The 14,899-nt window shown below is 28.2% G+C and carries 10 protein-coding genes; 9 read left to right on the top strand and 1 reads right to left on the bottom strand.

Annotated features, from left to right (window positions below):
- Nucleotides 1-47: 47 nt before the first annotated feature.
- Entirely contained in the window at nt 48-1,043 is a 996-nt protein-coding gene (locus ACKU4C_RS10055; RefSeq protein ID WP_321311737.1) for a TRAP transporter substrate-binding protein, read from the bottom strand.
- Nucleotides 1,044-1,258: 215 nt separating this feature from the next.
- On the opposite strand from ACKU4C_RS10055, the gene gltB reads away from it, so the two are divergent.
- The 9 genes from gltB (at nt 1,259) to ACKU4C_RS10010 (ending at nt 14,794) form a co-directional block, all read left to right on the top strand.
- The gene (gene gltB, locus ACKU4C_RS10050; protein WP_321311736.1) at nt 1,259-5,695 is read left to right on the top strand and encodes a glutamate synthase large subunit; all 4,437 of its coding nucleotides are present in this window, start codon (nt 1,259-1,261) and stop codon (nt 5,693-5,695) included.
- A gap of 3 nt (nt 5,696-5,698) precedes the next feature.
- On the top strand, nt 5,699-7,072 hold the full coding sequence (locus ACKU4C_RS10045; protein WP_321311735.1) for a glutamate synthase subunit beta: 1,374 nt from the start codon (nt 5,699-5,701) through the stop codon (nt 7,070-7,072).
- Between the two features lie 208 nt (nt 7,073-7,280).
- The gene (locus tag ACKU4C_RS10040; protein ID WP_320034607.1) at nt 7,281-7,535 is read left to right on the top strand and encodes a YfhL family 4Fe-4S dicluster ferredoxin; all 255 of its coding nucleotides are present in this window, start codon (nt 7,281-7,283) and stop codon (nt 7,533-7,535) included.
- A 1-nt stretch (nt 7,536) separates the two neighbouring features.
- Nucleotides 7,537-9,024 carry a Ppx/GppA phosphatase family protein gene (locus ACKU4C_RS10035; RefSeq protein ID WP_321311734.1) on the top strand — a complete coding sequence of 496 codons (1,488 nt, stop codon included), beginning with the start codon at nt 7,537-7,539 and terminating at the stop codon, nt 9,022-9,024.
- Nucleotides 9,005-10,000 carry a lipopolysaccharide heptosyltransferase I gene (gene waaC / locus ACKU4C_RS10030; RefSeq protein ID WP_321311733.1) on the top strand — a complete coding sequence of 332 codons (996 nt, stop codon included), beginning with the start codon at nt 9,005-9,007 and terminating at the stop codon, nt 9,998-10,000. Before ACKU4C_RS10035 ends, waaC begins: the two co-directional genes overlap by 20 nt.
- A complete protein-coding gene (locus ACKU4C_RS10025) occupies nt 9,997-10,884 on the top strand; it encodes a lipid A biosynthesis lauroyl acyltransferase (RefSeq protein WP_321311732.1) in 888 nt (295 codons plus the stop codon). The genes waaC and ACKU4C_RS10025 overlap by 4 nt, the downstream gene beginning before the upstream one ends.
- 76 nt (nt 10,885-10,960) lie before the next feature.
- Entirely contained in the window at nt 10,961-12,418 is a 1,458-nt protein-coding gene (locus ACKU4C_RS10020) for an MBOAT family protein (protein WP_321311731.1), read from the top strand.
- Between the two features lie 8 nt (nt 12,419-12,426).
- Nucleotides 12,427-13,500, top strand: a complete 1,074-nt coding sequence (locus ACKU4C_RS10015; RefSeq protein ID WP_321311730.1) for a hypothetical protein — start codon at nt 12,427-12,429, stop codon at nt 13,498-13,500.
- Nucleotides 13,501-13,897: 397 nt separating this feature from the next.
- Nucleotides 13,898-14,794, top strand: a complete 897-nt coding sequence (locus ACKU4C_RS10010; RefSeq protein ID WP_321311729.1) for an O-antigen ligase family protein — start codon at nt 13,898-13,900, stop codon at nt 14,792-14,794.
- Nucleotides 14,795-14,899: the final 105 nt, after the last annotated feature.

The raw sequence follows: 14,899 nt of genomic DNA, 5'->3' as shown, positions 1-14,899 counted from the left end.
TTTTTAGGATTTAAACTATCGGAAAACCGATAGTTTAAAATTTGAAATTACTTAGTATTTAAAGCACCTTCAATTAAGTCTTTTCCAATTTTTCTATCACTGTAAAAATCAGGATAAATTGTACTAACTTTTTTTCTCCAAGCTTCTTTTTGTTCAGGAGTTAACTCTATAATTTCTAATTTTCCAGTCTCTTTTGCATACTTTTTAATTTGTTCAAATTGAGAATCATTTAATTGTTGTGCATATTCTCTCTCTTTTGCAGTTGCTTCTTTCATAGCTTGTTTTACATTTGCTTGTAAGTCAGCAGGTAAAGAGTTCCAGAATTTTTTAGACATAACAACTAAATATCCTAAGTATCCGTGGTTAGAAATTGAAAGATATTTTTGTACTTCATGGAATTTTTTTGTATAGATATTAGAGATTGGATTTTCTGCTGCATCAATAACACCTTGTTGTAATCCTGAATAAACTTCAGAGAAAGGCATCATTTGAGGATTTCCTCCAACCGCTTTAATTTGTTCTTCAAGAACTTTTGAAGACATAATTCTAAATTTTTGACCTTCTGCATCTTCTGGCATAATTAATGCTTTTTTAGATGAAGAGAATTGTTTAAATCCATTGTCCCAGAAATCTAAAGCAACAATACCTTTAGCTGTTACCATATCTTTAAGTTTTTGTCCCACTTCACCATCTTGAACTCTATGTAAGTGGTCAATATCTTTAAAAAGAAAAGGTAAATCAAATAAAGCTAAGTTTGGTACAATCTTACCAAATTTAGAAAAAGATGGCGCTGCCATTTGAACTGAATTTAATCTTAATGCTTTTACTACTGCATTGTCATTATATAATTGAGATGATGGGTAAACCTGAACATCAATTTTTCCCCCAGAAAGTTCCTCTAATCTTTTTTCAAAAAAATCAGCTGCTTTCCCTTTTGGTGTGTTAGCACTAACAACATGAGAGAACTTAAGTGTATACTCTGCTGCTAATCCAGATGTAGCTAAAAGTGTAGCTGCAACTGTTCCCATTAATAGTTTTTTCATTTTCACTCCTTGTTTTCGTATCAAAAAAAGTATAATCAAATCTTGTGTAAGATTTATGTAGAAAAGTGTAAATTTAAAAAAAAGAGCTTCTTTTCGTAGCATTAAAATAGCAATTGCATAAAAAGTAACACATTCCCACCTTAACCATGTTTTAAACAAAATAAGAGTATAATCGTCCACTTTTTTGGAATATAAAGATACTATAAAGGATAATGATGGGATGTAATTTAGATTTACTTACTTCTTTTAAAGATAACTGTGGTTTTGGTCTTGTTGCAGATTTAAAAAACAGACCTAGTCACAAGAATTTAGAAGATGCTATAACATCGCTAGAGCGAATGATGCACAGAGGTGCAGTGGCTGCTGATGGTAAAACGGGGGATGGATCGGGTTTACTATTATCTATGCCAGATAAATTTATGAGAAAGATTGCTTCTGAAAGTGGTATTGATTTACCAGAAAGATATGCAGTTGCAATGATATTTACTAGAGATTTAGATGATATTGAAACATTTAAATTACAATGTGAAGAGAATGATTTAAAGGTACTACTAACTAGAGAAGTACCTGTTGATAAGGATGCTTTAGGAAAACAAGCTTTAGAATCTTTACCTCATATTATACAAGTGTTTGTAAGTGCAAATGCTTTAATGAGTTTAAAAAGATTTGATGCAATGCTTTACTTAACAAGAAAAGAGTGTGAGCACAAATTAGTAGAAAAAAGTGATTTTTATATTCCAACGTTTTCATCTAAAGTAATAGCCTATAAAGGGCTTATTATGCCTACGCATATCAAACATTTTTATATCGATTTAAGGGATGAAGATTTTCAAATCTCTTTTTCTCTTTTTCACCAGAGATTTTCTACAAATACTCTGCCACAATGGAGATTAGCTCAACCATTTAGATCAATAGCACATAATGGTGAGATCAATTCAGTTGAAGCAAATAGAGTAAATGTACAAATCAAATCAGAACAAATTGAATCTGAAGTATTTACTGATGAAGAGATTAAAAGAATATTACCTATTTTACAAGATGGTGGATCAGATTCAGCATCATTAGATAATATGTTTGAATTTTTAATTGTAAATGGTGTTGATTTCTTCAAAGCTGCAAGAAGTATGATTCCTGCACCTTGGCAAAATGCACCACATATGGACTCTGAATTAAGAGCATTTTATGAATACACATCAACTGCAATGGAAGCTTGGGATGGACCAGCTGCTGTATCTTTAACTGATGGTAGACATATTGGATGTTTAATTGATAGAAATGGTTTAAGACCATCAAAATATATTATTACAAAAGATCATAAAATCTATATCACTTCTGAGTATGGAACTGTATTTTTAGAAGAAGATAATATTCTTGAAAGGGGAAGACTTCAATCTGGACAAATGATTGGACTTGACCTTAAACATGGTAAGGTTTTAAAAGAGGAAGATATTAATACTTATTTAAAATCTTCACAAAACTATAGCAAATGGTTAAATGGAGATATGGAGTATCTTCAAGAGTATATTGATGAATCATTTGTTGATGTTGATGATTATAAGTTTGAAGATTTAGAAAAAAGACAAAAATATTTTAATATTACTTATGAAGTACTGGATCAAATGATTGATCCAATGGCAAAAGATGGTAAAGAACCAGTTGGTTCTATGGGAGATGATACTCCTTTAGCATGTTTTTCAAATGTAAATAGAAATTTTACTGACTTTTTTAGACAAAAATTTGCACAGGTAACAAACCCACCAATTGACCCATATAGAGAAAAAATTGTAATGTCTTTAGAGACGGGTTTTGGTCATATTCATAATGTTTTAGATGAAAAACCTGAATACGCAAGAAGATTAAAAGTTGCTAGTCCAATTTTAATGAAAGAAAAATATGATGTGTTAGTTTCATTTGGTGATTCAAAGTCTCCTAGATATGATGATTACTATAAAAATAGAACTTTTACTACTACATTTAAAAGTGATTTAAAAGCATCGTTAGAACAATTAGCTTCTTTTGTTGTAAAAGCTGTAAGAGATGACAAAGTTTCAGTTATTATTTTAGATGATAGAGATATTAATGAAGATACAAAGCTTATCCCTATGGCAATGGCAGTTGGATATGTAAATGAAAAATTAATTGCTGAAGGTATTAGACACAGTGTATCTTTAGTTGCTGTATCAGGAGAAGTATATGATCCACATATGGCAGCTGTAATGATAGCATATGGTGCAACAGCAATTTATCCATATATGATGTATGCTTCAACAGTTGCATTATATGAAAGAAAAGATATATCAAAATATAAGATGCAAAGACTTCTTAAAAATACCCAAAAAGCAGTAAATGCTGGACTTCTTAAAATTATGTCTAAAATGGGTATTTGTACTATCGCTTCGTATAGAAATTCAAGATTATTTGATATTATCGGATTAAGTGATGAAATTATTGCAAATTGTTTTGAAGGTAGTCACTCTGACTTATCTGGTCTTGGATATGAAGATATTGAAAAAAGAATTGAAAAATCACATTTTGATGCTTTTTTTGATGATAAACATATGTTCCCATTAAATCTTGGTGGATTTTATAAATATTTAGATGGCGGTGAATACCATGATTATGGTCCAGCTACTACTAATGCAATGCATAATAAACAAGCAAAAAACAAAGAAGATATTTCTGATTTTGATAAACTAAGAGAACTAGTAGAAACTAGAGATAAAAAGTTTATTAGAGATTTCTTTGAGTTTAATTCAGATAAAGAAGCTATTGATATAAGTGAAGTTGAATCAAAAGATGAAATATTTAAAAGATTTGCAACTGCAGCTATGTCATGTGGTTCTATTTCACCAGAAGCTCACGAAGCTATGGCAATAGCTATGAATACTATTGGTGGAATGAGTAACTCAGGTGAAGGTGGAGAAGATCCAGCTAGATTTGGAACTATTAAAAACTCTAAAATTAAACAAGTTGCTTCAGGTAGATTTGGTGTTACTCCAGGATATTTAAGAAGTGCCCAAGAGATTCAAATTAAAGTAGCTCAAGGTGCAAAACCAGGTGAGGGTGGACAATTACCAGGTCACAAAGTTACAGCACTTATTGCATCTTTAAGACATACAGTTGAAGGTGTTACACTTATTTCACCTCCACCACACCATGATATTTATTCTATTGAGGATTTAGCTCAATTGATTTTTGATTTAAAACAAATCAATCAAGAAGCTAAAATAACTGTAAAATTAGTATCAACAATTGGTGTTGGGACAATTGCAGCTGGTGTTGCAAAAGCATATGCTGATAGAATTGTAATTTCTGGTGCTGATGGTGGTACAGGAGCTGCTCCTTTAACATCTATTAAACACACTGGTAATCCTTGGGAATTGGGATTATCTGAAGCACATAATGCTTTAAAAGCTAACCATTTAAGAGAATCAGTACATGTACAAACAGATGGTGGTTTAAAAACAGGTCTTGATGTAGTAAAAGCTGCAATGCTTGGAGCTGAATCTTATGCTTTTGGTACAGCTTCTTTAACACTTCTTGGATGTAAAATTTTAAGAATTTGTCATACAAACAAATGTTCTGTTGGTGTTGCAACTCAAGATGAAGATTTAAGAGAGCATTTTAATGGTACAGTTGAAAGACTTATCTCATACTTTACTTTTATTGCAGAAGATGTAAGAGCAATTCTTGCTAAACTTGGTTATAAATCATTAGAAGAGATAGTAGGTAGAAGTGATTTATTAAAAGTTATTGATGATGAATTTGCACAAAAATTTGATTTCCAAAATGTTTTAAGAAAAATTGATGGTGTAGATACATGTCAAAAAGATAAAAATGAACCATTTGATAAAAATAAATTTGAAAGAGAATTACTTAAAAAAGTTCATAGAACAATTGAGCAACCAACAACACCTATCAAAGTTAAAGAGACTATCTCTAACTTAAATAGATCATTTGGTACACTGATTTCTGGTGAGATTGCTAAATATTATGGCGATGCAGGATTACCTGATGGTTCAATTAATATTTTCCTAAAAGGTATTGCTGGTCAATCATTTGGAGCATTGTTATCTAAAGGGATGAACCTTTATTTAGATGGAGCTGCAAATGATTATGTTGGTAAAGGTATGCATGGTGGTAAAATCATTATAAATACTCCTCATCAAGGTCCGGAATTTGCTGGTGCTGGTAATACTTGTTTATATGGTGCGACTGGCGGGAAACTTTATGTAAGAGCTGCAGTTGGTGAAAGATTTGCTGTTAGAAACTCTGGATGTACTGCTGTTGTAGAAGGAACAGGTGATAATGCTTGTGAATATATGACAGGTGGTATTGTTGTTATTTTAGGTGACACTGGTATTAACTTTGGTGCTGGTATGACAGGTGGTTTATCATTTGTTTATGACCCTGAAAAACATTTTGTTGATAAAATGAACCAAGAGCTAATTGAAGCAGTTAGAATTGATACAGATGATACTGAAAGAGAAAGACTGTATCTAAAAAGATTGCTTATGGATTATTTAAATGAAACAGAATCTCAAAGAGCTGAAGATATTTTAGAAAACTTTAGAGCAGAGATTAGAAACTTCTGGCTGGTAAAACCAAAAAATATGACAGTTTTACCACTTAATCCAGAGGAGGGAGATTAAGAGATGTTAAATTTTACAAAATTTGAAAGAATAAACCCTGAAAAAAGAGATGTTTTACAAAGATTAAAAGATTATAATGAAGTGTATCAAGTATTTGGAAAACATAGAGCTAGAGAGCAATCAGATAGATGTATGCAATGTGGAGATCCATATTGTCATACAGGTTGTCCATTACATAATTTTATTCCAGCATGGTTAAAACAAACTGCTGAAAAAAATATGGAATTAGCTTTTGCTTTATCAAATGAAACATCTCCTTTCCCTGAAATTTTAGGAAGAATTTGTCCTCAAGATGTACTTTGTGAAGGTGCATGTTCTTTAAATACAGGACATGGTGCAATATCAATTGGTGCAATTGAAACCCATCTAAATGAAAGAGCTTTTGAGAATGGATTAAAACCAAAATTTACTCAATCAAAAGCTGGTAAAAAAGTAGCAATTATTGGTTCTGGACCTTCTGGGATATCTGCTGCAACTTTCCTTTTACGAAAAGGTATAGATGTAGAGATGTTTGAACGAGATGATAGAGCTGGTGGTCTTTTAATGTATGGAATTCCTGGTTTTAAACTTGATAAAACAACAGTTGATAGAAGAATTAATTGGTTACTTGAAGCTGGTATGAAATTACATTTAAATTGTGAAATTGGAAAAGATAAATCAATTAAAGAGCTTGAAGAAGAGTTTGATGCAATCTATTTAGGTATTGGTGCAAAACAAGGTAGATTTCCAAAGATTGATGGTGAAGATGCATCTAATACATATTTAGCAATGCAATTTTTAACAGGTATTCAAAAAAGAAACCTTGGAAAGAAAGATAGCGAATTTATTGATGTAAAAGATAAAAGAGTTGTTGTTATTGGTGGTGGAGATACAGCAATGGACTGTGTAAGATCATCAGTTAGAGAAGGTGCTGCAACAGTAAAATGTCTTTACAGAAGAGATGAAGCAAATATGCCAGGATCTAAAAAAGAGGTTGTTAACTCAAAAGAAGAGGGTGTAGAGTTTATTTTTAATGTTAGCCCTAATAAAGTGATAAAAGATGGTGACTTAGCAACAGGTATTGAATTACTTGAAACTGCTTTAAGTGAGCCTGATGAATCTGGAAGACAAAGAGTTACTATTGTAGAAGGAAGTGAATTTGTAGAAGAAGCAGATATCATTATCTTTGCACTAGGTTTCTCTCCTGAAGCTCCAAAATTTTTAAATGAGTTAAATGTAGAAATAAATTCATGGGGTGGTGTAGTTACACAAAACTATCAAACTTCAAATAAAAAAGTTTATGCTGGTGGTGACTGTCAAAGAGGTGCACACTTAGCAGTAACTGCCGCTGCTGATGGTAGAGAGGCAGCAAAAGAGATTGCAAAAGCAATATTATAATTACTAATATTACACAAGATGAGAAAAATTCTCATTTTGTGTTTTCTTCTCCCCTTTTTTTTCTTGATTTTTAGTAACCTTTTGTACCTTAATTCACTTAAATCTTAATTGTTACTAAAAATCTATACATTTGTACACCACTTAAAGAAATTATTAAAGGTTTTTAGGTTATAACTCCAACATAATATTTTAGTTAGGGAAAAGGTTAATGTCTTTAATAATTACAGATGAATGCATAGCATGTGATGCTTGTAGGGAAGAATGCCCAAATTACGCGATAGAAGAGGGTGATCCAATATATATTATTGATCCAGATAGGTGTACAGAATGTGTAGGTCATTATGAAGAACCAGCATGTGTAGAAGTTTGTCCTGTTGACTGTATTGTTGTAGATCCAGACAATCAAGAGACAATGGAAGAGTTACAATTTAAATACGAGCAACTTCAAGAAGAAGAAGTATAAAATGGCTAAAATAACAACTATTATAGACATTGGGTCTAACTCAATGCGTATGGTTGTTTTAGAAAAGAGTAGTAGATTTGCTTTTAACTTGATTAATGAAACACGTAGTCGTGTTAAAATTTCTGAAGGTTGTTATGATAACTTTGGTAACCTTCAAGATGCTGCTTTGCAAAGAGCATTTAATTCTTTGCAATCTTTTTTAAATATCTCCAAAGCATTAAAATCCAGAAAAATTATATGTGTTGCCACTTCAGCATTAAGAGATGCTCCAAATGCAAAAGTTTTTATTAATAAAGTAAAAAATGAATTAGGCTTAAATATAAAAGTTATTGATGGAGTAAAAGAGGCTTATTATGGTGGTATGGCTGCTTTAAATTTGATTCATGGAGATGAATTCGTTACTGTTGATATCGGTGGTGGTTCTACAGAGTTTGCTTTTATTAAAAATAGAAAAATAGAAAAATGTATTTCTTTAAATATAGGTACTGTTAGGCTTAATGAATTGTTTTTTAGAAAAGATGATTTTGATGGTGCAAGAGAGTATGTATTAGAAAAGTTAAAAGAGGTTATATCTTGTGGTCATGAGATTCCTAGTACAGTTGTAGGAATAGGTGGGACAATAAGAGCCTTAAGTAGGGTAATAATGTCTAAAAACAATTATCCTCTTGATATTTTACATGGCTACAGTTATAGTGTAGATTTAAATAAATATATTTATGATGCAATATTAGGTGCAAAAGATAATGATGCTTTAAAATATTTAGGTGTAAAAAAAGATAGATATGACACAATAAAAGAGGGAACTTTTATTTTTAAAACTATTTTAGATGAATTACAAACAAAAAGGGTAATCACATCTGGAGCTGGTGTTAGAGAAGGGGTTTATTTAAGTGATTTATTAAGAAATAATAACAATGTTTTTCCAGCAAATTTTAATATTAGTGTAAAAAGTTTATTAGATAGATTTCAAATTGATGAAAAACAAAGTGCTTATTTAGGAAGAAATGCAGGGGCTATTTTTGATGTATTACAACCCATGCACAATTTACCAGAAAAATATAGATTACTTTTAGTAATAGCTTCAAAGGTTCATTCTATAGGAAACTCTTTAAACTTTTATAAGTCAAATGATAATACTTTTGATTTTATAATCAATGGTTTAAATTATGACTTTTTACATTCATCAAGAGTTGTTGTCGCACATACTATAAAATTTTCGAAAAAGTCTTTACCTAAAAGAAAAGATTTAAAAGAGTATGAACAATTACTTCCTGATATTGAAGTGATGCAATGGCTATCTTTTATGATATCTTTGAACCTTTTAATAAATCAAGATTTATCTTGTCCTAAAGTAGAGTATACTTTAAAAGAAAATAAACTAAAAATATCTTTAGAACAAACTATATTTATGATTGAAAATGAAATAGAAAAGATAGAAACACCTAAAAACTTAAAGGTTAAAATTTGTTATGAAGATTGCAATAGTTAAACTTTCTGCAATGGGAGACATAGTTCATGCTATGGTTGCCTTGCAGTTTATTAAAAAACATAATCCTAATATTCAAATAGATTGGTTTGTTGAAAAAGCTTTTTTTCAAGTTTTAGAAAATAATCCTGATATAGATAATATATATTCTTTAAATCTTAAAGCAATTAAAAAAGATAAAAAACAACTTTTTTCACAGATTAAGCAAGTAAAAACATATTCTAAAAAAACTTATGACTTAGTAATAGATGCTCAAGGCTTAATCAAATCAGCAATAGTATCTAAACTTTTAGGAAAAAGGGTTGCGGGATTTAGTAAAGACTCAATTAGAGAAAAAGCAGCATCTTATTTTTATAAAAACAAAGTTTCAATTGCTTATGATGAAAATACAATAGACAGAAATGCAAAAGTCTTATCAAAACCTTTAGGATTTGAAATATTAGAATCAGATATTTTAGATATGAAACCATTTTTATATTATAAAGATGAAGATAAAATTATCTATGAGTATTTAAAAGATGATAAAAAAAATATAATATTTGTTATTGGTTCTACTTGGGAGAGTAGAAACTATCCTAAAGAGAAATTTTTAAATATAGCAAATAGTTTAAAAGCTAATTGTTTAGTTGTCTGGGGAAATGAAGAAGAGAAAGAAAAAGCAACTTGGCTTGAAGAAAACAGTAAATATATAAAAGCATTGCCAAAAATAAATTTAAATACTTTAAAGGCACTTATCTCCAAATGTGATCTTTTAATAGGAAATGATACTGGTCCTACACATATGGCTTGGGCTTTATGTAAACCTTCAATTACTATTTTTGGACCAACCCCAATAAATAGAGTTTATCAAACATCAATAAATAAAGTGGTAAAATCATCATCTAAGGTAAATCACTATAAATTAAACAAAAATGATTTCTCTATTAAAGATATAGATGAAAATATCATTATTGAGATTGCAAGGAAACTTTTAAATTGAAAGACTACTTAATTTATATTTTATATAAGTTGTTTAGAGGGTTTGTATTATTTTTACCAAAAGGTTTTATGAAAATTGTTTTAAACCTTTTAGCTAAACTAGCTTATTTATTAGATAAAAAACATAGAAAATATGCAAAAATAAATTTAGATTTAGTATATGAAAATAAAATTTCAGAAGAAAGAAAAGAAGAAATTATAAAAAACTCTTATTATAATTTAGTTTTTAATCTTTATGAACAAATAGAAAACAATAATTTAGATTTAGAAGAATTAGAAAAGAAAATCACACTTGAAAATGAAGATATAATTACTGATGCATTAAAAGAGAATAAAAATATTATCCTTATCTCTGCACATTATGGTAATTGGGAATATATAACCTCTTATATTTCACTAAAATATGCACCAACTACAATGGTTGGAAGACCGTTAAATAACAAATATCTAAATGATGATTTAAGGCAATCAAGAGAGAGTCATAATAGTGAAATGCTTGATAAAAAAGGTTCTGCAAAGGGATTGATAAAAGCTTTAAAAAATGGAAGAATAATTGGTTTAGCAATAGACCAACATGTACCTGTAAATAAAGGTGAAAAAATCAAATTTTTAGGACATGATGCTGTTCAAACAGATTCTTCAACTAGAATTGCAATAAAAACTGGTGCTTTAATTATTCCAGTATTTTTTATAAAAGATGATTTCAGAAAATATACTATTAAGTTTTGTGAAGCAATTGATCCTTTAAAATATGACAATGATGTTAATAAAATCACCCAATTACAAGCTGATGCTATGTCAAATCAAATTTTAGAAAAACCAGACGATTGGTTTTGGCAACATAGACGTTGGAAAGATATTTATTTGGGGATTTATTCAAAATAATAAATTTGTGATTTTTATGTGATTTAAATATTTTTTTTAATATAATAATGTCCTAATTTTTATAAGGACATTTTAGATGTTATTCAACAGTTACGAGTTTATATTTGTATTTTTACCAATCACGTTTTTTGTATATTACTTTTTGCTAAGTAAAAGATTAGTTGTAGGAGCAAAAGGTTTTTTAGTATTTGCAAGTTTGTTTTTCTATAGCTGGTGGAATCCAATATACTTACCCTTAATATTAAGCTCAATGTTGTTTAATTATATAGTGGGGAACTCTTTAAATGATAACTTTAAAAAAGTAAAAATATCAAAAAAAACTTTATTAACTGTAGGTGTAATAGCAAACTTGTCTTTGCTAGGATATTTTAAATATGCAGACTTTTTTATAAATAACCTAAATATGGTAACTAATGGAGATATAGAACTTCTTCATCTAGCTTTACCTTTAGCAATCTCTTTTTTTACTTTCCAACAAATAGCATATTTAGTAGATAGTTATAGAGGTGAAACTAGCGAATATGATTTCCTAAACTACGCATTGTTCGTAACCTTTTTCCCTCAATTAATAGCAGGACCTATTGTGCACCATAAAGAGATGATGCCACAATTTGCAAGTAGATGGAATCTTGTAAAAAACTATAAACATATAGCAATGGGCTTGTTTATTTTTTCAATAGGATTGTTTAAAAAAGTTATAATAGCAGATCAGTTTGCAATCTGGGCAACAGCAGGATTTGATAATGCTTTAACCTTAGAATTATTTGAAGCTTGGTCAACTTCACTTTCATATACTTTTCAACTATATTTTGACTTTAGTGGATACTGTGATATGGCAGTTGGGGCTGCATTACTTTTTAATATCAAACTTCCAATAAACTTTAATTCACCATATAAGTCTTTAGATATTCAAGATTTCTGGAGAAGATGGCATATCACTTTAGGAAGATTTTTAAGAGATTATATTTATATTCCTTTAGGTGGGAATAGAAAAGGAAATTTTCAAACATATAATAACCTGATGATAACATTCGTATTAGGTGGACTTTGGCATGGAGCAGGATGGACTTTTATTTTTTGGGGATTCCTTCATGGAGCAGCCTTAGGTATACATAGATTCTGGAAAAGTTTAGGATTTAATATGCCAAAAGTATTGGCATGGTTCATTACTTTTAACTTTGTAAATGTTACATGGGTATTTTTTAGAGCAAAAGAATGGGAAGATGCAATAAAAGTTTTAAAAGGTATGGTTGGATTAAATGGAATTGTGATGTCTCAAAAATATGCTGAAAAGCTAGACTTTTTAAAAGAGCATGGAGTAGACTTTGGGCAATGGCTAATTCACATAAATGGAAATAAAAGTTTTACTTGGATCGCTGTTGCACTTATTATTACTGTATTTATGAAAAATGCAATGCAATTAAAAGATACATTTAAACCAAATATCTGGTATTTAATTTACAGTGTTATTTTAATTTGTTATACAGTTTCAAATATGAATAAACTATCTGAATTTTTATACTTTAACTTCTAGGATATAGTTTGTTTAATTATAAAAGATTTGTATATGGATTTATTTTAGTCTTAATACTTCTAATTTCTTTTCACTTAGTTACATGGAATATGTATACAAAATATGTATTTCCTGAAAACTATAATGTTGGAGATTTGGGAAGAATGTCTTATTTAAAAGATAGTCTTTTCCCTAGAAATGCAGAAATAACTTTACCAAAACAACATATTGAATCTGATGAGTGGGATGGTAAAGATGTAGATGTTATAACTTTAGGAGATTCTTTCTCTAATGGCGGAGGGGGAGGTAAAAATACATTTTATCAAGACTATCTTGCCTCATATAATGATTTTAGAGTTTTAAATATAAAACAATTAGCAAAAAATGATAATTATTTAAATAGTATTATTATTCTTTATAACAGTGGTTTTTTTGATAAAGTAAATGTAAAATATATTTTAATAGAATCGGTTGAAAGAGAAGCTGTAAGAAGATTTACTATGAAAACTGATTTAAGTTTAACCTTACCTATTGATGAAATAGATAAAAAACTTGCTGATAGTTTTAATATGTTTCATGGTAAGCCTAAAGATGATGATAATCGTACATTTATTAGTAATTTAAATTTTAATGCTATTAAATATAATATTCTTTATAACTTTAAAGATAATGCATATTCTTCAAATGTTTATAAACATGAATTAACTAAAGAACTTTTTACTTCAAAAAAATCAAATACACTTTTGACATATAAAGATGATATTAAAAGATTGCATATGGCAACTAAAGAAAATATGATTATTCTTAATGATAATATTAACAAAGTTGCAAATCTTTTAAAAAAGAAAAATATTAAACTTTATTTTATGCCTGCAGTTGATAAGTATGATTTGTATTCAAGTTTTATAAAAAATAACAAGTATCCTCAAAGTACTTTTTTTAAATATTTAAGAGAACTTCCAAAAGATTATATTTTTATTGATACAAAAAAGATTTTATTTGAAGAGTTAAAGAAAGGTGAAAAAGATATATTTTATTCTGATGATACCCATTGGTCTTATAAAGCAAGTAAAGCTATATTTGAGAAGGTAAAATTTGATTAATATCAGACAAAATATTTTAACACTTCGTGAGAATATCAACTTATTACTTAATTTTATAATTATAATATATGCTTTCATTATTCCTTTTGAATATACTATTACAAAAGAACTTATTAAGATTATGATTATTTTATGGATAATCTCTTTTGACTATAATAGAATTAAAATTATTATAAGATCAATAAAAAAAAATAAAATTTTTCAATTAGTTTTGAGTATTAGTTTTTTGATCTTATTATCATATTTATGGAGTAAAAATTATCCTAATACCGTTTATGGTGATTTTAATTTCTTTTTTAAGGCATTTGGATACTTTTATCTTTTTCCTATTATTATTATTGTCTCATCTCTAAAAGCAAAATATATTGTATTTGTAGTAAGTAGTTTTCTCTTATCAATGTTTGTTAATGAGATTATATCTTATGGGATTTTTTTTGATTTATGGAGTACAGGGATTCCTAAAAGTAATTCTTTTAATCCTGTACCATTTCAGTTAAGTGGGATTCATATTAGTTATAGTGTTTTTATAGCTTTTACAATTTTATTATCCTTATATAAGTTTAAACATATTTCTAATAAATATATTAAATTAGTTTTTTTGATTTTTTTAATTACAATGAGTATGAATTTATTTATTTCTATTGGACGTACTGGACAGTTTTCACTTCTTTTGACATTAATTATTTTAATTTTTATTTATTATTATAAAAATATTAAAAAAGTTGTATTCTTAATTATATCTTTGTTTTCACTATTTATATTTGCTTATTACAATATTAATACTTTTAATATAAGAATTAATCAAGGTATTGATGATATTAAAAATGTTATTTATAATCATGATATTAAACACTCAAGTGTAGGTGATAGATTGTTAGCATATCACGCAATTATTTATATTTTTGAGCCAAAAAATATATTATTTGGTGTGGGTATTGGAGATAAAGAAGAATATGTTAAAAAAAGACTTCATGAGAATAAATATCCCTATAAACAAATAAAAAGTTTTTGGGAATATGGGAGGCTACATAATATGTATTTAGAAATATTGATTTCAAATGGAATAATAGGATTATTTTTGTTACTTTTTCTTTTTTATTCACTTTTTAAAATTAAAATTAAAAATACATTTATTAAGTATATATCTTATATTACAAGTTTAGTTTTTTTATTTGTTGCTTTTTCTTGTGATATTTTTTTCTTTTATGAATTAATGTTACTTTTTGGTTTATTTATTTCAATAGTAATTGTTCAGTATAATCACGAACAAAAAATTTATAATAAAAATATATAAAATGAAAATATATAAAAATTTCAGCAAACTCTTTTTTTTAATAATAATATTATTCTTAAGTTTTCATTTTTTAACTTGGAATATATATACTAAACACGTTCGTCA

Source organism: Halarcobacter sp. (assembly GCF_963676935.1).
Taxonomy (GTDB): Bacteria; Campylobacterota; Campylobacteria; order Campylobacterales; family Arcobacteraceae; genus Halarcobacter.
The sequence above is the reverse complement of the archived record's forward strand: the minus strand, read 5'-3'. Positions and strand labels throughout refer to the sequence as shown.

Coding starts and splice junctions, on each gene's coding strand:
- ACKU4C_RS10035 (WP_321311734.1), top strand. CDS start 7,537: ATGGCTAAAATAACAACTATTATAGACATTGGGTCTAACTCAATGCGT.
- ACKU4C_RS10020 (WP_321311731.1), top strand. CDS start 10,961: ATGTTATTCAACAGTTACGAGTTTATATTTGTATTTTTACCAATCACG.
- ACKU4C_RS10010 (WP_321311729.1), top strand. CDS start 13,898: ATGTTTGTTAATGAGATTATATCTTATGGGATTTTTTTTGATTTATGG.
- ACKU4C_RS10040 (WP_320034607.1), top strand. CDS start 7,281: ATGTCTTTAATAATTACAGATGAATGCATAGCATGTGATGCTTGTAGG.
- ACKU4C_RS10045 (WP_321311735.1), top strand. CDS start 5,699: ATGTTAAATTTTACAAAATTTGAAAGAATAAACCCTGAAAAAAGAGAT.
- ACKU4C_RS10055 (WP_321311737.1), bottom strand. CDS start 1,043: ATGAAAAAACTATTAATGGGAACAGTTGCAGCTACACTTTTAGCTACA.
- gltB (WP_321311736.1), top strand. CDS start 1,259: ATGGGATGTAATTTAGATTTACTTACTTCTTTTAAAGATAACTGTGGT.
- waaC (WP_321311733.1), top strand. CDS start 9,005: ATGAAGATTGCAATAGTTAAACTTTCTGCAATGGGAGACATAGTTCAT.